The following is a 21300-nucleotide window of genomic DNA, read 5'->3' on the forward strand; positions in this document are numbered from 1 at the left end:
ACATCGCCCGTACCCTGCCAAATGACAAGAACGCACGAAAAAGTAAGGTACTAACCAAAAAGTATGTCGCAGCAATATTCCCGCGAAACGGCGGCCGAAGGCGTTGAGAATGCGCTCAAGCTGCTCGAGGGCCGGTGGAAGCTGGTCGTCCTGTTTCACCTTTTCGGTGGGCGCGTCCTGCGTTTCTCGGAACTAGAGCGAGCGATCCCGCTCGTGTCGCAGAAGATGCTCATCCAGCAGCTCCGACAGATGGAGCGGGATGGCATCGTCAGGCGTATCGTACACCATCAAGTGCCGCCCAAGGTCGAATATGGGCTGACCGATTGGGGTCAGGCGCTGTGCCCGGCACTGGACGCCTTGCTGACATGGGCTGCGCAACGCGAGAGCCTCGGCGACGGGGTGGCGACGCGATAGGGTCCGATCTCGAGGTCGATGATTCAAACGTCGCATAGTCCGCCTTATCGAGGTTCAGGATCCCATGCTTCGGCGGAATCGATAGTGCTCAGGACACCCCTCGCAAAATTCATTACTTGCGAGTTTTTTCGATGGCCCGAATGGCCATGTCACTGGTTCTCGGGCGGCTGGCACGGGAAATCACTGCGATGCCGATGCCGAATTTTTACTAAGGCAGTATTTGTTGGACGCGATTCGGGGCCCTTCGCAGGTGGGTCGCATAAATCGCCGCCGCGCAAAGCCGTGCTTGAACGCTGCTTCGACGGGGACGCCCGCACCTTTGTCGATACTTGGCCGCTCACCTCACTGTGGCGACCATCCCACCGGAAAAACCCGAGCCGGGAGCCGAATCCGTGTCTTTTGTGCAATATCGCGGGAGGAAGCGCCAAGTATAACATCGTAACTTCCCGCCGCGATGCGCCATTGGTGCCCGGCCTGGTCCCATGTCGCGAGCAGGCGTGGATCGACCTGCAAGGTCACTTGCTTCGAGGCGCCCGGCGCCAGCGCGACCTTGGTGAAGCCGCCAAGCCGTTTCGGCGCTTCCCAGCCGGCACCAGCGACGTAGATCTGGGGCACGGCCTTGCCCGCCACCTTGCCGGAGTTGCGCACGGTGAAGCGCACGTTGATGCCGTTGGCCGATGGCGCCGCACTGAGCCCGGCAAAGGAGAAGTTCGTGTAGGAAAGGCCGTGGCCGAAGGCGAATTGCGGGTCGAGGCCCTTCGCATCGTACCATTTATAGCCGATCGCCGCGCCCTCGCTGTACGTGACGTCGCCCTTGTGGGGCTCGGCGGGGTGCGGCAGCTGATCGAGGCTGCGCGGGAAGGTCGCGGGCAGGCGGCCCGAGGGATTGACCTTGCCGAACAACAGGTTGGCGATCGCAGCGCCGCCCTCGGTGCCGGGATACCAGGCGGCCAAGGCGCCCGCGACGCGGTCGATCCAGGGGGTGAGGACCGGGCCGCCCGTTTCCATCACCACCACCGTTTTCTGGTTCGCGCCGGCGACCGCCTCCACCAACGCGTCCTGATTGTCGGACAAGGTCAGCGGCACGTCGAAGGATTCGCCGGCCCATTGCGTGACGAAGACGATCGCCACGTCGCTGTCGCGGGCCAGCGCCGCGGCTGCGGCGGGATCGCTGCCGTCGGCGAAGCGTACCGTCGCACCCGGGGCCAGCTGCGCGATCGCGGCGAGCGGGGAGGACGGGTAATACATGATCGGGCCGGGCCAGCTCGTCGGCTTCAGGCCGGGCACGGCGTTGCCGCCGCGCGGATAGACCAGAGACGATCCGCCACCCGCGAGCACGCCCTTGTCGGCATGGCCGCCGATGATCGCGATCCGCTTCGTCGAAGGCGAGAGCGGCAGGACGGCGCCGGCATTCTTGAGCAGGACCGTGCCTTCCTCGGCATCCTGCCGCGTCACCACGGCATGCGCGGCATAGTCGATCGGGGCTTCGGCGACAGGATGCTCGAACAGGCCGTGCGCGATCATCGAGCGCAGAATACGCGTCACCATCGTATCGAGCTGCGTCTCGCTTACTGCGCCGCTCGCGACGGCCTTGGCGAGTGGCTCGCCGAAATAAGGGGCGTCGTCGAACGGGTGCCCAGATTCCTGGTCGAGCCCGGCCTTCACCGCGCTGGTCGTGCTGTGCGTCGCGCCCCAGTCGGACATGACATAGCCCGGCCATTTCCAGTCCTTGCGCAGCACCTGATCCAGCAGGAAGTCGTTCTCGCAAGCATAAATGCCGTTGACCCGGTTGTAGGAGCACATCACCGAACCTGGGTTCGACCGCTCGATCGCGAACTGGAAGGCGAGCAGGTCCGAGGTGCGCATCGCCGCTTCGCCCAGCACCGAATTGCCGCCGAACCGCTCGGTCTCCTGATCGTTGATCGCATAATGCTTCACGGTCGAGATGATGTGGTTCGACTGGATGCCGGCGATCTGCGCGCCGACCATCGTGCCGGCAAGCAGCGGATCCTCCCCGCCATATTCGAAGTTCCGGCCGTTGCGCGGCTCGCGCATCAGGTTGACGCCGCCCGCCAGCATCACGTTGAACCCGGAATTGCGCGCTTCCTTGCCGATCATCGCGCCGCCGGCGAAGGCGAGCGCGGTGTTCCAGCTAGCCGCGGTGGCGAGGCCCGAGGGCAGGGCGGTCCGCTCGCGCTTCACCGCCGCGCCGCCCTGGGTCGCGACACCGACACCCGCATCGGTCTGCCATTGCGGCGGAATGCCGAGGCGCGGGATGCCCGGAATATAGCCGGCCGATCCGGCGCGCGATTCCTTGGGCGTGAGGAATTTCTTCGACGGGAAATCGGTGCCGAAATAACCGAACACCAGGGTCAGCTTCTCCGCGCGGGTCATCCGCCTGACCAGCGCGGCGGCGCGGCTGTCGGGGGAGGGCGCCGCGACCCTGGCCTTTTTCGGCGCGGCGGCGATCGGCGTGCCTGCACTCGTCAACAATGCGACCATCAGGGCCGCTCCACAGGCACGCTTCATCGTTTCTTTTCCTCAGTTCTTGGGGAGTTTGGCGGGATCGTAATTCTGGCCGAAATCGAGCACGAACACTGGCCCGAGATCGATCACCTGCTTGTCCGCCGCGAGATGAGCGGTGGCGCGCATGGTACCGCCGGGAAAGGCCTTCGCTGCCTTGCCCGAGGCATAATAGAGCTTCCAGTCCTTGTTGATCGTCACGCCGTTGCCGACGAGATTCTCGTAAGGAGCCGCCACGCCATTCGCGCCGATATAGGGGATGGAGGCGGTCTCACCGTCCTTCAGCTCGGGCGCGCGCAGGTACATTGCGACCAGGATCGTGTCGCCCGCCGCGATCGGCTTCTGGATCGGCGAGCTGGAGCCGACGTCCCAGGCATTGGCGCCCTTGGCCGACACGGTCACGCGGATCACCTGTCCGCCGGGCACTCCACCATCGTTCAGCGCCTTGGCCTTCTGGTTCGGGCCATAGACCTGCCAGTTGGTACCGGGCTGGTTGACTGCCTTTTTCATGATGTCGTCGGATGCATCGCTCTTCGCCGCCGGGGCCGCCGCCTGTTGCGCGACCACCGGCAGGGCGAGCATCGCTGCGCTGCCGGCAAGAAAGATCGTCAAAACCTGTCGCATATCCTCCGCTCCTTTGATGGCCACCTTTCGCGGCTCGTGTCAGGTTCGCGCCGGTGCGGCCGCGAACGCTTCGGCGAAGGCGGTGCGCATCGGTTTTGGCTTGAAATCGCTGTCATAGGGGCAGGGGCGGCGCTTCGCCCCGTCGCCGCGCGGCTCGAACCCCTCGATCCAGCTGTACCGGTCGCACATGCCCCAGACGAGGACGTCGGACAGCTGCGGATAGGTGACCATCACATCGAGATAGGCGCGGCCGTAATCAGCCACCGCCCGATCTCGTACGGCGATGTCGGCGGGCAGACTATTGTCGCGCACGTCGAACTCGGTGATCAGCAACTTGTAGCCCATCGCCACGACCTGATCGAGGAAACGGCGCCACTCGGCCTGCTGTGCCGAAACGCTGGCTGCGGTGTCGGGCCCTTGCGTGACGAGATGCGACTGGACGCCGAGCGCGTCGACCGGGGTGCCGCGCGTCTTGAAACCTTCGAGCAGGCGAAGCACGCCGGCGCGGTGAGTCGCATTGCCCGGCTCCCAGCTCATATAATCATTATAGACGAGCTGCGCGTGCGGCGCGGCGACGCGGGCGGTGTGGAAGGCGAGGTCGAGCGTTGCCGTCGCGCCGCCCAGCGCCCGGGACAGCGCGGTTTCGTACAGGCTGGCATCGGCCGGATTCACCGCCTCGTTGACCACGTCGTAACTTGCGATCTTCGCGCCGTAGCGGGCGCAGACGGTGCGGATATGCTCGGTCAGCAGCCGATCGGCCTCGATCGCGGGGTTGGGGCCATAGTCATGGCTCTCCGCCCAGGCCGGCATCCATTTGGGCTGGTGCCAAAGGAGATTGTGGCCGCGCATGGCGAGCCCCTTGCTTTGCGCATAGGCCATCATCGCGTCGAACCGCGTGAAGTCGAAGCTGGTCGCGCTCGGGCGGATGAACTGCCATTTCATCTCGTTCTCGGGGACGAGGATACCGCAATCGGCCTCCAGCAGCGCCGCATAGGACGGGTTGGCGAACGACCCGCGGTCGGCACCCGGCGCGCTCCACGCACAGGCCGAGCCGAACCGCATGCCTTTCGCGCGGGCGGCCTCGTTCAGCGAGACAGCCGGCGACGCCGTGGGTGTGGGGGAGGGCGGTGACGCGGGCGTCGGGCCGGGGCCCGGCAAGGCGCCGCTGGCCGAAGTGGGGCCGCTGCCGGCACAGGCGGTCAGCACCATCCCGGCGGCGATCATCAGCCCCTCGCGCCGCGATATTCCGCCCATCCTGCTTCTCCGCTGCCCCGCCTCACGGTCTTGACGGCCCTGATAGCGGTATCATGATGGCGGTTTGACCAACCTTGTCAATAGGAGCGGCGGGCGTGGCGATCGGCGCGGCGGCATGCCTGTCCGTCACGCGGCTGCGATCTTGCATGCACATATGGTGCGGAATCGAAATAATAGGCTATTAGCGGGCAGGAGGAGACCGATAGTACCGTGAACGAGAAGAACTCCCGCCGCCGTAGAACGGCGCCGACGATCAGAGACGTTGCCCGTATGGCGTCGGTTTCGTCCATGACCGTCTCCCGCGTCATCAATGGCGAAGCCAATGTCCGCCCGACCACGCGTGACGCCGTCAATGCCGCCATTGCCGCGCTCAGCTATTCGCCCAACCCCGCCGCGCGGAGTCTTGCCGGCGCGGCGCCCGTGCGGATCGGCCTGCTCTACAGCAATCCCAGCGCCGCCTATCTCAGCGAGTTCCTCGTCGGCAGCCTGGACCAGGCAAGCCGCAGCGACGTGCAGCTGATCATCGAGAAATGCGAGCTGGGCGATCACGAGATCGAGGTGGCCAAGCATCTGATCGACAGCGGGATCGACGGGCTGATCCTGCCATCGCCCCTGTGCGACTCCCTGAAGCTGATCAAGACCATCGCCGACGAGGGCGTTCCGGCAGTGCTGGTCGGCAGCGGCCGCCCCGCGGCGGAGCTGAACGCGGTCAGCGTCGACGAATATTCCGCCGCCTATGCGATGACGGGGCATATCGTCTCGCTCGGCCATCATCGTATCGGGTTCGTCATCGGCAATCCCGAACAGACTGCCAGCGACGAGCGGCTGCGCGGCTATCGTGATGCGCTGGCCAAGGCGCATATCGCGATGGACGAGGCGCTGATCGTGCAAGGTCTGTTTACCTATCGCTCGGGCCTGGATGCGGCGGAGAAGCTGCTCGACGTGGCGGACCCGCCATCCGCGATCTTCGCCAGCAATGACGATATGGCAGCTGCCTGCGTCGCGGTGGCGCATCGCCGCGGGCTCGATGTGCCCGGCGATCTCACGGTGTGCGGCTTCGACGATACGACGCTGGCGACCGCGATCTGGCCCGAGCTGACCACGATCCACCAGCCGATCGCCGACATGTCGCGCGCGGCGGTCGAGATGCTGGTCTCGACGATTCGCCGCCCGCGCGCGAACGACGAGAAGCAGCAGCACGTCGTGCTCGATTTCACGCTGGTCCGGCGCCAGTCGGACGCCGCGCCGCGCCGCCGGCCGCCCTCCAGGTCGGCACGCCCGGCCTGAGCTGTTACGCGTTAGCGGTAACAGCTTGGTGCGGTGAGGTTGTGGCGCGCGATCGCGCCTGGCGCTAAGAGACAGTCATGTCCCTCGATGTCAAAGCCGTCACCGATACCCGCGTCGCCGAGCGCCCGGCGGTCGATGCCGAGACCTTCGCCCGCGAGATCGCGCCGAGCTATGCGCCGGTCGTGCTGCGCGGACAGGTGGCCGACTGGCCGGCGGTCGCGGCGGGCAGGCGCGGGGAACGGGCGCTGGCCGACTATGTGGCGGGGTTCGCGGGCGGCAAGCCGCTCGAGGTGCTGCTCGGACCGCCCGAGATCGCCGGCCGCTTCTTCTACCGCGACGATATGCGGGGCTTCAACTTCACCCGCCAGCAGGTGCCGCTGGCGGCGCTGATGGGGCAGCTGCTGCAGCTGGCCGAGGAGAGGACGGCGGATCCGCCGGCCATCTATGCCAATGCCGCCGCGGCCCCCGATCATCTCCCCGGCTGGGGCGAGGCGAACCGGCTGGGCCTGCCGGCGACCGGGGCGACGCCGCGGGTATGGATCGGCAACGCGACGCGCGTGGCGACGCATTACGATGCCTCGCCCAATCTTGCCGCCGTCGTGGCGGGGCGGCGGCGCTTCACCCTGTTTCCGCCCGAGCAGGTGGCGAACCTCTATGTCGGGCCGCTCGACCGCACGCTGGCGGGGCCGCCGGCGAGCATGGTCGATCCGGACGAGCCGGACCTGGAGCGCTATCCGCGTTTCGCCGAGGCGCTACGCCATGCCCAGGTCGCCGAGCTCGGGCCGGGCGACATGCTCTTCATCCCGGCGATCTGGTGGCATCATGTCCGCGCGTTCGACCGGATCAACGTCCTGGTCAATTACTGGTGGGCCTATGACACGTCGGCAACGCCCTTCGTCGCCATGGTCCATGCGCTGATGAGCGTGCGCGACTTGCCGCCGGCCGAGAAGCGGGCGTGGAAGGCGTGGTTCGACCATCTCGTCTTCGGCGAGGATGCCGAGCATGCCGGCGACCATCTGCCCGAGCATGTGCGCGGCGTGCTGGGCGCGGCGGGCAAGGAGCGTAACGAGCGGATTCGCGCCTATCTGCTGGGGATGCTGTCCGCGCGGGGATAGGGATTTGCCTCTCGTCACGTCCGCGCAACCGGGGTAGTCAACGACGATGCTTGGACATGTGCTTGCCGCTGGCGCCCTCTTTCTCTGCCTGGCGGCTCCCGCGACGGCGCAGCAGGTGGCGGACCCTGACTATGCGCCGAAGCTCGAGAGTCCCGCCTATGTCGAACAGGGGCCGCATGTCGCGCTCGACGGCGCACACCGGAATTTCCATACGCTGGACGGACGGTACGCGCCGTTCGGCAAGCTGCTCGAGGCTGACGGCTACAAGGTGTCCGCCCTCACGACTCCGCTTTCCATCGAGACCCTCGCCGGCGTGAATGTCCTGGTGATCGCCAATGCCCGATCGGAGACACCCGGGACGTCGGCCTTTGCGCCCGAGGAGATCGCCGCGACCCATGACTGGGTGGAGGCCGGCGGATCGCTCCTGCTACTTGCCGACCATGCGCCGTTCGGTGGCGCGGCGGCCGATCTCGCCGGTGCCTTCGGCGTGGATATGGGACAGGGCTATGTCGCCACGCAGGAGGATGGCAAAGTCACCTTCGCGATCGAGTATGCCGGTGCGCATCTCGGCGATCATCCGATCCTTCACGGCCGATCGGACAAGGAAGAGGTGCGGAAGGTACGCAGCTTCACGGGACAATCGCTCGGTGTCCCGGAGGGCGGAGTCGGGCTGCTCGACCTTCCCGAGGATGCCCTGGAAGTGGGGACGCCAGTGGAAGCCGGCGGGCTGATGAAGGGCGAGACTGTACCGGGCAAGGCCGTTGGCGCCAGGGTTCAGGCGCTGGCGATGACGGTCGGCAAGGGCAGGGTGGTAATCGCTGGCGAGGCCGCGATGTTCTCGGCGCAGGTGGTGATGAGCCCGACCCATGCCACCAGGCATATCGGTCTGACGACCGACGACGATCAGCAATTCGCGCTCAACACGCTGCACTGGTTGTCGCATCTCATCGACTGACGATCAGCGATCGCCATCTTCGAATGAGATGCCAGATCGCGGCGGCACCACGGTCATCGACCAGGATGGCATCGTCAGTCGAGCGACTGAAGCTCGATCTTCCTGAATTCGACCTGGTTCCCCTCGCTTTGCAGCGCGATATAGCCCCGACGCAACGTCAAAGCCCCGCCCGCTGCGGCGATGAGCGGTTTGGCGTCCGCATCGTCAGGGTCGAGCTGGGGATTGGCGTAGCGCAGGACGATTTTCCCGTTGATGCGGTGCGTGATCTGACCACTCGGCAGGACCTCCAGTTCGGCGTGAGTCCATTGCTCTCTGGGCATCAGCGGCGAGGACGACAGGACGCAATGGCGCGGATCCAGCTTCCCCGCGATCTCGACGGTCGTGCCCGGCGTACACACATTGGCGGTCGGTTCCCGCACGGCGCGCGGCACGGCGAGCAGCTGCATCTCCAGGCTGACCGGGAAGGCCTGGTCGCGCCGCATGGTTTCGGGTGCCTGGGCGTGGAACATCAGGCCGCTATTGGTCTGCTGCCATATCTTCACGCCCGGAAGGGGCTCGCCGAACAGGCGATAGTCGAACCGCAGGCGATAGGCATGCAGCGGAGTCTTCCAGAAAAGATGGCCGAACTCGCCCTCGAACCGCGGATATCCCGCATAGGAGACGCGGATCGCGCCATGCTCCACGACGAACATGTGGCGCGGATCTTCCCCGACGGCGCGGCCGGTGATCTTCGGCGTCCAGCCATCGAGTGTCCGGCCGTCGAAGATCGGTTGCCATTTGGGTGCGGGCGCGGCCCCGGTCAGTGCGATGATGGGCAAAAGCAACAACGCCCTTGTTACGGAACCGATGCCTGGCCTTCTGATCATCTAGCGTTCCTCATCCAGATAAGCCGTCACCCAGAACAACGGCGCGTTCCAGTTGATCGCCACTTCGTTCAGCGCATAGGCATGGACGTCATCGCGCCAGCAGCGCTGCGGGGCGCATTTGCCCTTCATCGTTTTCGCGACATCGTCCGCCATCGCGGTCGAGTTCGGGCCGCCCGACAGCACGCCGGGCGGCGGCCCCGGCAGTTTCGGGTCGAGCGACGGCGCCCAGAAACGATGGTGCGGGTGACGCATCGGATTGACGCCGAAGCCGCTGACATAGCTCTGGTCGAGCGGGTTGCGGCCGAGCATATAGTCGATCGCGTCGACTACGGCGCCGCGCAAGGGCGCCTCGCCGCTGAAGTCCGCAGCCAGCGCCAGGATGATCGCGCGGTTGAGGATGGTCGCATTGGAGCCCCAGGGGTAGGCCGTGGTGGCATAGGGAATGCGATAGCCCGACCGCTCTTCCTCGGCGAGGAAACGCCGCGCCGCGTCGACGATCAGACCGCGCTGCGATTCCAGCTCCTTCGCCGACAGCGAATTGGGGACGGTGGCCAGCGTGATCGTGCCGAGCGCGGCCGTGCTGGGCCAGCCGGGTTCGGTCAAGGGCGCAGAGAATTGCGCCATATGCGTGACTGCCTCGCGGTAAGCGGGCTTTCCGGTCGTCACGAACAGTTCGGCCGCTGCCCAGTAGAATTCATCGGCCAGGGTGCGATCGCCATAGCCGCCGCTGCCGGTGAAGGTGTCGGGCGCATGGACTTCCGGGTTGCGCAGCGCCGCGTTGAAGGCGCGTTCGCTCGCGCTCAGGCAACGGGCGGCGAAGGCCGGATCGATCCTCCGCCAGATCCGGGCGCATTGCGCGGCGGTGGCGGCGAGGTTGAGCGTGGCGCCGGTGCTGGGTGGATAGAGCAGGCGCGGCTGCGGATCGTCCGCCGGCCGCATCGGCAGCCCGGTCCAGGCCCGGTCGGCGACCTTGTGGTGCGCCATGCCCGAGGCATCGATATCGGTGAAGACCAGCGCCGCGCCGGGCGCCTGCGGGCCGATGGGGACGCGGAGATGCTTGCTGTCGGGCACCTGCATGGCGAGCAGGAAGCGCATCTGCCAGCGCGCCTCGTCGAGCAGGTCGTTCACCCCATTGCCGGCCTCGGGCAGCTTTGCCTTGCCATCCGCAAAGGCCGAACGACTCTTCTTCGCCGCTTCGCGCTCTGCGACATTCTGCAGCGTCCACAGCGCGATACCGCCGTTGACGACATATTTGCCGTGGTCGCCGGCGTCGTACCAGCCGCCAGTCACGTCGAGGCTATAGTCGCAGCCGGGCCAGTCATTGCCCTTCTCGTCCTTGCCCGAGAAACAGGGGGCGATTTCCTTCGGATGGCCCGCGGGGCGCGCCCATGAGGGGCCGCCGGCATAGCGCGCCTCGATCGCGATGCCGGCGCGGGTCTGGTAGAAATAGTTGAGCGCGGCATATTTGAGCGGGCCGTAGAGGCCGCGCGCGATGCGGAAGGGGCGGCTTTCGACGTCGCCGACCTTGAGGCGATAGGTGCCGGGCATGCCGACCCCGCTGAAATCGACCTCATGGACGTGATCGCCCGACGCGGCATCATCGCCGGTGACCTGGCTCCTGCCTTGAGCCACGGTGGCGCCGCCGGCGTCGATCAGGCGCCAGGGCAAAGGCGCGGTTGCCGGATCGGCGACGATCGCGCGCTTGGGCGCGACAGGGTCGAAACCGAGCTGGTTGAGGTGAATCGCCGTCGTCGGCGTATCGGCCGACCGCGACGGGGCCGCGACGGCAAGCGCCAGGGCTGCAAGGATCGCCGCACGGAGCCCGGCTCGCATCTCAGACCGCCGCGCAGTGGCGGTCGATGAACGCGCGGTGGCCCGGCATATAGCCGACCGAGGCTGCGATGGTCTCGCGGATGTTGGTCAGCCGCGCTTCCAGCACTTCCGGACTCAGCGTGTCGGCGACCGGATCGTGCGTGGCGGCCTTCATGCCCTGGCCGTTCATCACCGCGAACCAGCTCGTCTCGTTGAACAGTTCGTCATCGTCGCGGAAGGTGCGGCCATATTCCTCAAAACAGCGCATCTTCTCGTTGAGGCGTTCGGGAATCTCCATCGTCCGGCAATAATCCCAGAAAGGCGAATCGTCGCGCGCGGTGGCGTGATAATGAAGGATGATGAAGTCGCGGATCTGGCGATATTCGTTCAGCAGGATGCGGTTGTAACGATCGATCGTGCCCTGCGCGAAGCCGCGGTCCGGGAACATGCCCATCAGGCGGGCGAGTCCGCTCTGCACCAGCCAGATGCTGGTCGATTCGAGCGGCTCCATGAAGCCCGAGGCGAGGCCAAGCGCGACGCAGTTCCTGATCCACATCTTCTGCCGGTGGCCGCTCTGAAACGGGATGGCACGCGGCTCGGCCAGCGCTTCCCCGTCGAGATTGGCGAGCAGGATCGCGGTGGCTTCGTCCTCGCTCATATAATCGGTCGAGAAGACATGGCCGTTGCCGATGCGGTGCTGCAGCGGGATGCGCCATTGCCAGCCGGCGCTGTGCGCGGTCGAGCGCGTATAGGGGCTGAAATGCGATCCATGCGCGCAGGGCACTGCAACGGCGCGGTTGCAGGGCAGCCAGTGAGACCAGTCCTCGTAGCCGCCGTCGAGCGCCTGCTCGATCAGCAGCCCGCGAAAACCGGAGCAGTCGATGAACAGATCGCCCTCGATCCGCGTGCCGTCCTCCAGCACGACCGCCTCGATGAAGCCGTCACTGCCGCGCAGGGCGACATCGACGATCTTCCCCTCCTGCCGCACGACGCCGCGCGCTTCCGAATAGCGCCGCAGATAGGGGCCGTAGAGCGCGGTGTCGAAATGATAGGCATAGGCGATCTCGCTCAGCGGCGAGTTCTTGCCATTGTCGATCGAGCGCATGAATTTCGCCTGCTCCCCGGCGAGCGCCTGAAGCGAATATTGCTCGATCGGCCGGGGATCGCCCGCATGATGCGCGCGCAGCCAGTGCGCGTGGAACGATACCCCCGCCATATCCACGCCGAACTTGCCGAAGGGGTGGAAATAGCTGTGCCCGATCCGTCCCCAGTCGACGAATTCGATGCCGAGCTTGAACGTGCCGCGCGTCTCGCGGAGGAACTCGTCCTCGTCGATGCCGAGCATGCGATTGAAGATCGCCATTTGCGGGATCGTCGCCTCGCCCACGCCGACGATGCCGATCTGGTCGGATTCGATCAGCGTGATCTCGGTATAGTCAGTGCTCAGCAGCTTGGCGAAGGTCGCCGCCGCCATCCAGCCGGCGGTGCCGCCGCCCACGATGACGATCTTGCGGATGCGGTTGTCGGTCATGCGGTCTTTCTCGACGGAACGGCGGTGGGAGCGGGGCAGTTGCGCGCGATCCAGTCCTCATGGCGCGGCATCGCCTCGGCGGCGCGGCGGAATACCTCGCGGATGCGGTCGAGCCGCTGGCGGACGAGCGCCGGGTCGACCGCGTCGGCAAGCGGATCCCAGCCGGCGGGCATGACGTTCTGACCGAGCAATACCGCGACCCAGCTCGAATTCAGCGAACAGCTCGTCATCGTAGCGGAAGAACCGGCCACGGCCCCTGAACAGGTCGATCTTGCGCCGAAGCGTCTCCGGCACCTCCATCTCGCGCACGCGCCGCCACAGATCGCCGTCGGTCCGCTCATTGGCGTGATAGTGCAGGATCACGAAGTCGCGGACCTGCTCCATCTGGAGCTGGCTCTGGCGGTTATATTCGTCGCGCTCGACCGGCGAGAAGCCCCGGTCGGGGAACAGCGCCATCAGCTTCGAGACGCCGGTCTGGATCATGTGGATACTGGTCGATTCGAGTGGCTCGACGAAACCCGAGGCCAGGCCCAGCGCGACCACGTTGCGGTTCCAGGCGAGCTTGCGCCGGCCGGCCTCGAACCGGATCAGCATCGGATCGCGGAGCGTCGGGCCGTCGAGATGGGCGAGCAGCGTTCCGGTCGCTTCGTCATCGCCGATATCGTCGCTGCAATAGACGAAGCCGTTGCCGACGCGGTGCTGCAACGGAATGCGCCATTGCCAGCCCGCGCGGCGCGCGGTCGCGCGCGTGTAAGGGGTGGTCGCGTGGCTCGTGTTCGCGGTCGGCACCGCAATTGCACGGTCGCATTGCAGCCAGTGCTTCCAGGATTCGAAGCCCGTCTGCAGCGCGTCCTCGATCAGCAGGGCGCGAAAGCCGGTGCAATCGACGAACAACTCGCCTTCGATCCGGCGGTCGCCCTCGAGCTGGATCGCCTCGACATGACCGTCCTCGCCACGCAACGCGACCTCGACGACCTTGCCCTCCGTGCGCACCACGCCGCGCGCCTCGGCATAGGCGCGCAGATAGGCGGCATAGAGCGACGCATCGAACTGATAGGCATAGGTCAGGCGCGAGAGCACCGAGGCCGGATCGGCGACGGGGGTGGTGTAGCGTCCGAGTTTCTGTGCGGTGGCGCAGAGATTATAGTCCTCGATCCAGCTTGCCTGGCCCGCGGCGTAGAGTTTTCGCCAGAAATGGTGGAACTTCACGCCCTCGATGTCGAAGCCGAACTCGCCGAACGGGTGCGTGTAACGATGGCCCTCGCGCGTCCAGTCGATGAAATCGATGCCGAGCTTGATCGTGCCCTGGGTCTTGGACAGGAAGTCGTTCTCGTCGATGCCGAGCAGGCCGTTGAAGTTGCGGATCGGCGGGATCGTCGCCTCGCCGACGCCGACCGTGGCGATCGCATCGGATTCGACCAGCGTGACCGATACGCCGGTACGGACGAGGCGCGACAGCGCGGCGGCGGCCATCCAGCCGGCGGTGCCGCCCCCGACGATGACGACGCTGCGGATGGGCGTGGGCGCGGTCATGCGGCAGCGCCGCGCGGCGGGGCGGCATAGGCGCGGCGGAGATAGTCGCCGTGTGACGGCATCGTCTTCACCCCTGCGATGATCGCCTCGCGCAGCCGGGCGAGATGCTGGTCGATGCGCTCGATCGGCACGCTGCCCGCCAGTGCATCGTGGCGGCGCGGGTGGAGGCCCTGGGCGTCGAGCAGGGCAATCCAGTCGGCATCTTCGAACATGTCGTCGTCATACATCGGCATGCGCCCGGCGCTGGCGAACTGGGCGAGCTTGTAGGCGAGGCGGTCGGGCGGGCGGACCGAGCGGACCGCATTCCAGAAGGGATCGCCGAGGCGTCCGTTGGTGGCATATTGCGCGATCAGGAAGTCGCGGGCGCTTTCGGTCTCGTTGATCGTCATGCGATTATATTCGGCCGCTTCGATCGGCGCTTCCGCCGTATCGGGGAACAAGGTGACAAGCCGGGCAAGCGCGCTCTGCACGAGGTGGAGCGCGACCGGATGCAGTGGTTCGAGCACACAGGCGGCAGCGCCGATCGCGACGCAGTTGTGATACCAGGGCGCAGCGCTGCGGCCATTCTCGAACGAGACCATGTGCGGCGGTTCGCCCCCTTCGACGCCAAGGGCCGTCGCGCCGCCCGCATCGCCGAAGGCGTCGCTCCAGCAGAGCAGGCGTCCCGTCTCGCCGGCAAGTGGCGTGGTGCTGCGCCAGCCGGTCGGCAGCGCCTCGACATGGCCGAGCGGTGGGGGGTCGGATGGATCGGCGAGGCGCGCGGCCATTGCGCGGTCGCAGGGGAGCCAGTGTCGCCAGCTCTGAAAACCGACGCCGAGGGTTCCCCGGCTCAGCAGCGCGTCGGTGCCGGTCGCATCGACGAACAGCAGGGCGGCGAGCGAGTCGCCATTGGCGAGTTCGAGCGACGCGATCTCGCCCGAAGCCCCCAGCAGCGCCTGACGGAACGGCGCCGCAGCAGCGCGCGCGCCGTGCGCCTCCGCGGTCGCGCGCATGGCCGCGAGATAGCCCCAGGCGTCGAGATGCAGGCCATAGGCGTACTGCGAGATGATGGCGCGCTGGTCGGTCGAGGGGCGGGCGAAGCGGCCGGCCTGCGCCGCGATCGCCGCGATCGAATAGTCCGCCGCCCGGACGGTGCGCCCATGCTGCCGCAACCGGGTCAGCAACTGGTGGAAAGCGACCGGGCCGAGCGGCGCGCCGACGGCGCCGAAGGGCAGGAAATAGGCCGAGTCCGGTTCGGCCCAACCGGCAAAGGCACCGCCAAGGGCGAAGCTGCCGCGCGTGGCGCGCAGGATGAGATTTTCGTCTATGCCAAGGGAGTCGTGGAAGGGCCTGATCGACGGCAACGCTGTCAATGTCGTGCCGAAATCGCCCAGGCCGTCACCGTCGCGATCGGTTTCGACGACGAGGACGCGGTAGTGCCGGCGCGGCAGGCGGCGGGCGAGGGTGGCGGCGGCCATCCAGCCTGCCACGGTGCCACCGAGGATTGCGATGGTGCGCATCTCGCCCCCGATCATGCGCGCACCGGATCGGCAAGGCCAGAGAGCTGGCGGAGATAGGAAGCGTGATCGGGCATCGCCTCGGCGGCGCTGCGGAAAGCGACCGCCATCGCCTCCGCGCGGGCGGCGACTTCGTCGATCGGCAGTGCCTCGACCAGCGGGCTGACCCGGTCCGGTTCGATCCGCTGGCCGTAATAGACGGCGAGCCAGCTCGGCTCGAGGAACATGCCCTCGCGATATTTCACGACCACGCCGCGCTCGCGGAAGGCGGCCATCTTGTACTGGAGCGAGTCGGGCAGGCTCATCGTCCGGCAATGGTTCCAGAAGTCGGTGTCGGTCCGCTCGGTCGCGCAATAATGCAGGATCAGGAAGTCGCGGACTCGCTCATATTCGACCGCCATCGAGCGGTTGAATTCGGCGGCGTCGAGCGGATCCCAGCCGTCGAGCGGCAGCAGCTCGATCAGCTTGGTGATGGCGAGCTGGATCAGGTGGATGCTGGTCGATTCCAGCGGTTCGAGGAAGCCAGAGGACAGGCCGATCGCGACGACATTGCCGAGCCACTGCATCTTGCGCTTGCCCGTGGCGAAACGCAGCAATTTGGGCTCGGCCAGCGCCGCGCCCTCCAGATTCGCCATCAGCAGATCGCGCGCCGATTCCACATCAGTGAAAGCGGTGCTGAAGACATGGCCGTTGCCGACGCGGTGCTGGAGTGGAATGCGCCATTGCCAGCCGGCATCGCGCGCCGTCGCCCGGGTATAAGGGGTGAGCGGGCCGCCATGCTCGCACGGCACCGCGAGCGCCGCGTCGCAGGGCAGCCAGTGAGTCCAGCTCTCATAGCCGGCCTTGAGCGCGCCCTCGATCAGCAAGCCGCGAAAGCCCGAGCAATCGACGAACAGGTCGCCGGCCAGCTCTTCGCCGCTTTCCAGCGTGACCGAACGAATGAACCCGGTTTCGCCGTCCTGGTCGACCGACATCACCTTGCCTTCGACCCGCCGCACACCACGCTGTTCGGCATAGCGGCGCAGATAGGCGGCATAGAGGCCGGCATCGAATTGATAGGCGTAGGAGAAGGTCGATTCGATCGTCGACGGATCGGGAGAGGGCGGGGCGAACCGGTCCGCGCGCGCTGCCAGGATGGGGAGGGAGAAAGCCTCTAGCGGCTTGTCCGTGCGCCCGGCGCGGGTGAGCCGCAGCCAGTGCTGGTGGAAGGGCAGGCCGGCGATATCGCGGCCATAATCGCCGAACGGGTGGATATAGCTGTCGCCGATCCGCGCCCAGTCGCGGAACTCGATGCCCAGCTTGAAGGTGGCGTTGGTCCGCCGCATGAAATCGGCTTCGTCGATGCCGAGGCGCTGGTTGAAGAAGCGGATATGCGGGACGGTCGCCTCGCCGACACCGACGGTGCCGATCTCCTCCGACTCGACCAGCACGACCTCGATCGGAAGCGCCGACAAGGCCCATCCAAGCGATGCCGCGGTCATCCAGCCGGCGGTTCCGCCGCCGACGATGACCAGTCGACGGAGTCGCCTGTCCGAGTCGGCCCTTGCCGCCTGTGCGTCGATCATCGCCCCTCCCTGTGCCTCACCGCAGACAATGAGCGTTTCCGATCACATATCTGTCATAAATGTCTCACGTGAGACTTTTTTGCGGCGGCGCCTATTGCTTTTTATGTCCGATACGGCATCATGACCGCAGCTACGAAGATAGCCAAGAATAAATCGCACCAAAAATTGGTAGCGGTAACACAGGAGGGGGACGGTCTGATGAGTGACCTTGCGCGCATTGATGGAATCGCGAATCGCGGCGGAATCGGCCGTTCGCTGAGAAGTGGCGTGTCGATGGTAGCGCTTTGCGCTTTCTCGATGGCGACGCCGGCCTGGGCAGCCGAAGTGGCTCCCAAAGTTACGGATTCAGCTCAGCGCGCCTCTGGCGCTCAGGACGCGTCCGGACAGACAACGTCGGACACGCCGTCGAAGGATGAGACGGATATCGTCGTCACCGGCATCCGCCAGAGCCTCAAGACGGCACAGGCGCTGAAGCAGAATGCGGAAATCGTCAGCGACTCGATCTCGTCGGAGGATATCGGCGCGCTCCCCGACCGCTCGGTCACCGAGGCGCTGCAGCGCGTGCCGGGCGTCGCGATCAGCCGCTTCGCGGCGGGCGTCGATCCCGATCACTTTTCAGTCGAAGGGTCCGGCGTGGTCGTCCGCGGCCTGACCTATACCCGCTCCGAACTGAACGGACGCGACACCTTCACCGCCAATAACGGGCGCGGCCTCAGCTATGCCGACGTTCCGTCCGAACTGCTCGCGGGCGTCGACGTGTTCAAGAGCCCATCGGCCGACATGGTCGAGGGCGGCATCGCCGGCACCGTCAACCTCCGCACGCGCGTGCCGTTCGATGCCAAGGGCCTGTTGCTGGCGGGATCGCTCGAGGTCAATTACGGCGATTTCACGCACCGCTCGGCGCCGACGGTCTCCGTGCTGGCCAGCGATCGATGGCAGACCGGCGCCGGCGAGTTCGGCCTGATGGGCAGCTTCGTGCGATCTGAACTCCTCTCGCGCTCGGACGGCCTGCAGATTTCCAACTGGGGCGCGCGCACCCGCCACGCCAACGGCACCTTCGGTCAGCTGCCGGCGGGCCCGGGCGACACGGTGGTCTATATCCCGCGCGGCGCCGCGATCCGCAGCACGGATACCCAGCGCATCCGCTACGGCTATTCGGCGGCGGCGCAGTGGCGCAGCAATGACGAATCGATGACCGCGACCTTCCAGTTCCTGCGGTCGGATTCGCGCGAGACCTGGACCGAGCATGCGGTCGAGATCGCGACGGACAACGTCACCAGCAATGGCGATTCACAACCTTTGCCGGGCACCAGCTTCAGCTTCGACAGCCAGAACATCTTCACGGACGGCACGATCACCGCGCCGAACGGCTACCGTGCCGACCAATGGGGGGCGGCCGACAATGTCCGCACGCCGCTCAACGGCCTGCAGAGCAACAACATCACCCGCTCGGTGAACCAGCGCTATCTGACCGACGATTACGGCGCCAATTTCAAATGGAAGGTAACCGATCGGCTCGGCGTCAACCTGGATTACCAGCACACCAAGTCGCGCGTGACCAACACCGATTTCGGCATCTGGGCGTCGACCTTCCAGAATGCCGAAATCCATATGGATGGGGACAACCCGGCGACGGTGAAGTTCCTGCCGCTCAGCAATGCCGGCTCGCTGTACATGAATCCGCAGCACAGCAGCTATCTGGATCCGTACAACAGCTTCTATCGTTCCGCGATGGACCATATCGAGGAAAGCGACGGCAATGAGGACGCCGCGCGCATCGACCTCGATTACAGCTTCCCCGAGGACAGCTGGCTGAGTTCGATCCGTGCCGGTTATCGCTTCTCCGATCGCGAAAACACCGCGCGCTTCTCGTCCTATAACTGGGGCGTGCTCAGCGAGATCTGGGGCGGGACCGGGCCGGTGTGGCTCGACGAGCCAGTCAACGGCAACCCGAACACCGCCGGTGGCGCGCCGGGACCGAGCGAGCCTTATCTCTTCTCGAATTTCTTCCGCGGCACCGTCAACCTGCCAACGGGCGCGGGCCGCCTGTTCGTCCCCGACGAGCTGATCAGGAACTATCAGGCGGCGGGCGCCGCCGGTCTCGCGATCGGTGACGAATGGCGTGACCGGCTGGCCAATGGCTGTCCGCAAAACTGGGTGCCGCTGGCCCAGCGCTGCGGCGTGGTCGCCGGAACGCCGTTCCTGCCGGGCGAAATCAATCCGGTGCATGAACGCAACAATGCCGCCTACGCCATGATCCGCTTCGGCAACCGGCTCGGTAATGGCGGCCTCAACCTGAGCGGTAACCTCGGCCTGCGCTATTCGCGAACCTCGCGCGAGGCGAGCGGTTACTACTCCTTCCCACAACGGAGCTTCACCTGCACACCGCCGCAGAACAATCAGCCGCCAACGCCGTTCTGCGCGCTTGGGCCGGCTGTACTGGCTGCCGCCAACGCGTTCCAGAACGGCGCACTCACACCGATCAACGCCAAGCTCTCGTACGAATATTGGCTGCCCAGCGTGAACGTCAAGCTGGATGCGGGCGGCGGATTGCAGTTCCGCGCCGCGTTCAACCAGGGGATCGCGCCGCCTGATTTCGGCCTGACGCGCGCCTTCTACAACATCCTCCTCGACACGACCGATGCGACGATCGTCAACAATGGCGGGCCGAGGGCGCTGTTCAACGTCGGCAACCCATATCTGAAACCGATTCGGTCCAACAATTACGACCTGACCGCCGAATGGTATTTCTCGAGCGTGGGCCAGTTGACGGTTTCGCTGTTCAAGAAGGACCTGCGCGGCGTGCTGACCAACGGCACGGACCGGCTCAACTTCACCAACAATGGGGCGACCTTCGGGGCGATCGTGACGACGCCGCTCAACTCGACCGAGACCGGGCGCGTGAAGGGCGTGGAGGTGGGGTATCAGCAGACCTACACCTTCCTGCCCGGCTTCCTCAGCGGCCTCGGCCTTGCGGCCAACTTCACCTATGTCGATTCGAAGGGTGTGCGGCAGAGCACGCTTTCCGGCACCGATCCGGACGTCGCGGCGGGCCGCATCGCCAATGTCGATACCAGCAAGCTGCCATTGCAGGGTCTGTCGAAATACACCTTCAATATTGCGCCCTTCTATCAGGCGGGCGGGTGGGAGCTCCGCGCCGCCTATTCCTGGCGCTCGCGCTATCTGCTGACCGTACGCGACGTGATCGTGCCTTTTGCGCCGGTGTTCAATGAATCGACCGGCCAGCTCGATGCATCGGCGTTCTACAGTGTCACACCGAACATCAAGATGGGCTTCCAGGGCGTGAACCTGCTCAACTCGACGCTCAGGACCACCCAGGTGATCAACAACGATCTCATTACCAGGCCACGGTCGTGGTTCATGAATGACCGGCGCATCATCTTCTCGATCCGCGCCAAGTTCGGAGGGTAGGGGGCCCGCCTTCGGCAATGCCTCCGCTGCGGGAGGCAACGCCACCGGCGGAGAATCTTGGGGCTTCAATCCAACGGGATTGGAGCCCCTTTTTTCGGCCCCGGCCGATGCTTGCCGGAGCTCGGCAAGCGCCATAGACCTTGCGGATGAGATCGCGATGACGCCCGTGACGGCCCCGACCTATGACCTGAGCGTCAACCCGCGCCCGACGGTGAGGCTCGACCGCGTGGGCAATGTGCGGGAGCCGGTGCTGATCGTGGACGGGCTGCTCAACGCTCCGGCCGCGCTGATCGACTATGCGACCTGGGAGGTGGCGTTCACCCCGGCGGGCAACCCGGAAGGCGGCTATCCCGGCGTCCGCGCGCCCGCACCGCTCAACTATGTCGAAGGCGTGGTGCGCGCGCTCAGCCCGTTGATCGAGCGGGCGTTCGGCCTGGACGATGTCATGCTGTCCAATGCCGAATGCAGCTTCTCGCTGACGACGACCCCGCCCGAGCAGTTGACGGTGCAGCAGCGCACGCCGCATATCGACACGGTTTATCCGCTGCAGTTCGCGCTGCTGCATTATCTGTGCGATCCGGATTATGGCGGCACCTCCTTCTACCGCCACCGCGCGACCGGCTATGAGACGATCGATGAGGCACGCGCCGTGACCTATGATGCGGTGCGCGCGCGCGAGCTGGCCGAGGAAGCGCCGCCGCAGCATTATGTCGGCGACGACACCGGCCACTACGCCCGGATCGGCGGCTGCGACGCGGTGTTCAACCGGATGGCGATCTATCGCAGCTGCCTGCTTCACTCCGGGCATATCCGCGAAGAGAAGCCGCTCGTCGCCGACCCGCGTATCGGACGGCTGACTGCCAATATCTTCGTCAATTACCGGCCGCGCTGAG

Annotated in this window: 15 protein-coding genes and 1 pseudogene; 6 read left to right on the forward strand and 10 right to left on the reverse strand. The window is 66.0% G+C overall.

The features are described 5' to 3' along the window. Positions 1 to 63 precede the first annotated feature (63 nt). The gene (locus ACZ1I5_RS08110; RefSeq protein WP_465173188.1) at positions 64 to 414 is read left to right on the forward strand and encodes a winged helix-turn-helix transcriptional regulator; all 351 of its coding nucleotides are present in this window, start codon (positions 64 to 66) and stop codon (positions 412 to 414) included. A gap of 342 nt (positions 415 to 756) precedes the next feature. Here ACZ1I5_RS08110 and ACZ1I5_RS08115 read toward each other — a convergent pair whose 3' ends face one another. The 4 genes from ACZ1I5_RS08115 to ACZ1I5_RS08130 all read right to left on the reverse strand — a co-directional run bounded on the left by ACZ1I5_RS08115 (position 757) and on the right by ACZ1I5_RS08130 (position 5105). Beyond that, positions 757 to 2916 carry a beta-glucosidase gene (locus ACZ1I5_RS08115; RefSeq protein WP_465173189.1) on the reverse strand — a complete coding sequence of 720 codons (2160 nt, stop codon included), beginning with the start codon at positions 2914 to 2916 and terminating at the stop codon, positions 757 to 759. Between the two features lie 39 nt (positions 2917 to 2955). Then, positions 2956 to 3561, reverse strand: a complete 606-nt coding sequence (locus ACZ1I5_RS08120) for a hypothetical protein (RefSeq protein WP_465173190.1) — start codon at positions 3559 to 3561, stop codon at positions 2956 to 2958. A 39-nt stretch (positions 3562 to 3600) separates the two neighbouring features. Then, positions 3601 to 4815 carry an endo-1,4-beta-xylanase gene (locus tag ACZ1I5_RS08125; RefSeq protein ID WP_465173191.1) on the reverse strand — a complete coding sequence of 405 codons (1215 nt, stop codon included), beginning with the start codon at positions 4813 to 4815 and terminating at the stop codon, positions 3601 to 3603. 77 nt (positions 4816 to 4892) lie between these two features. After that, a complete protein-coding gene (locus tag ACZ1I5_RS08130) occupies positions 4893 to 5105 on the reverse strand; it encodes a hypothetical protein (RefSeq protein ID WP_465174042.1) in 213 nt (70 codons plus the stop codon). On the opposite strand from ACZ1I5_RS08130, the gene ACZ1I5_RS08135 reads away from it, so the two are divergent. The 3 genes from ACZ1I5_RS08135 to ACZ1I5_RS08145 all read left to right on the forward strand — a co-directional run bounded on the left by ACZ1I5_RS08135 (position 5026) and on the right by ACZ1I5_RS08145 (position 8172). Beyond that, positions 5026 to 6102 (forward strand): LacI family DNA-binding transcriptional regulator, encoded by a 1077-nt coding sequence (locus tag ACZ1I5_RS08135; protein ID WP_465173192.1) that lies wholly within the window; start codon positions 5026 to 5028, stop codon positions 6100 to 6102. The two genes, ACZ1I5_RS08130 and ACZ1I5_RS08135, sit on opposite strands and share 80 nt — an antisense overlap. Positions 6103 to 6179: 77 nt before the next feature. After that, entirely contained in the window at positions 6180 to 7217 is a 1038-nt protein-coding gene (locus ACZ1I5_RS08140) for a cupin-like domain-containing protein (protein WP_465173193.1), read from the forward strand. A gap of 115 nt (positions 7218 to 7332) precedes the next feature. Beyond that, positions 7333 to 8172, forward strand: coding sequence for a hypothetical protein (locus ACZ1I5_RS08145; protein ID WP_465173194.1), 840 nt, complete (start codon positions 7333 to 7335; stop codon positions 8170 to 8172). Between the two features lie 74 nt (positions 8173 to 8246). On the opposite strand, the gene ACZ1I5_RS08150 is transcribed toward ACZ1I5_RS08145, so the two are convergent. The 6 genes and pseudogenes from ACZ1I5_RS08150 to ACZ1I5_RS08175 all read right to left on the reverse strand — a co-directional run bounded on the left by ACZ1I5_RS08150 (position 8247) and on the right by ACZ1I5_RS08175 (position 16975). After that, entirely contained in the window at positions 8247 to 8990 is a 744-nt protein-coding gene (locus tag ACZ1I5_RS08150; protein WP_465173195.1) for a 3-keto-disaccharide hydrolase, read from the reverse strand. Between the two features lie 48 nt (positions 8991 to 9038). Next, entirely contained in the window at positions 9039 to 10871 is a 1833-nt protein-coding gene (locus ACZ1I5_RS08155; RefSeq protein ID WP_465173196.1) for a glycoside hydrolase family 9 protein, read from the reverse strand. A 1-nt stretch (position 10872) separates the two neighbouring features. Further along, positions 10873 to 12381 (reverse strand): tryptophan halogenase family protein, encoded by a 1509-nt coding sequence (locus ACZ1I5_RS08160; RefSeq protein ID WP_465173197.1) that lies wholly within the window; start codon positions 12379 to 12381, stop codon positions 10873 to 10875. After that, a pseudogene (locus ACZ1I5_RS08165) lies at positions 12378 to 13914 on the reverse strand (tryptophan halogenase family protein). Before ACZ1I5_RS08165 ends, ACZ1I5_RS08160 begins: the two are co-directional and overlap by 4 nt. After that, positions 13911 to 15413: a tryptophan halogenase family protein gene (locus ACZ1I5_RS08170; RefSeq protein ID WP_465173198.1), complete on the reverse strand. Its 1503-nt coding sequence runs from the start codon at positions 15411 to 15413 to the stop codon at positions 13911 to 13913. Before ACZ1I5_RS08170 ends, ACZ1I5_RS08165 begins: the two are co-directional and overlap by 4 nt. An 11-nt stretch (positions 15414 to 15424) precedes the next feature. Next, on the reverse strand, positions 15425 to 16975 hold the full coding sequence (locus ACZ1I5_RS08175) for a tryptophan halogenase family protein (protein ID WP_465173199.1): 1551 nt from the start codon (positions 16973 to 16975) through the stop codon (positions 15425 to 15427). Between the two features lie 273 nt (positions 16976 to 17248). On the opposite strand from ACZ1I5_RS08175, the gene ACZ1I5_RS08180 reads away from it, so the two are divergent. Next, entirely contained in the window at positions 17249 to 20407 is a 3159-nt protein-coding gene (locus tag ACZ1I5_RS08180) for a TonB-dependent receptor (protein WP_465173200.1), read from the forward strand. Between the two features lie 157 nt (positions 20408 to 20564). After that, on the forward strand, positions 20565 to 21299 hold the full coding sequence (locus ACZ1I5_RS08185; protein ID WP_465173201.1) for a DUF6445 family protein: 735 nt from the start codon (positions 20565 to 20567) through the stop codon (positions 21297 to 21299). The last annotated feature ends 1 nt before the right edge of the window (position 21300 follow it).

This window comes from Sphingomonas sp. BL-S-30 (assembly GCF_055521475.1).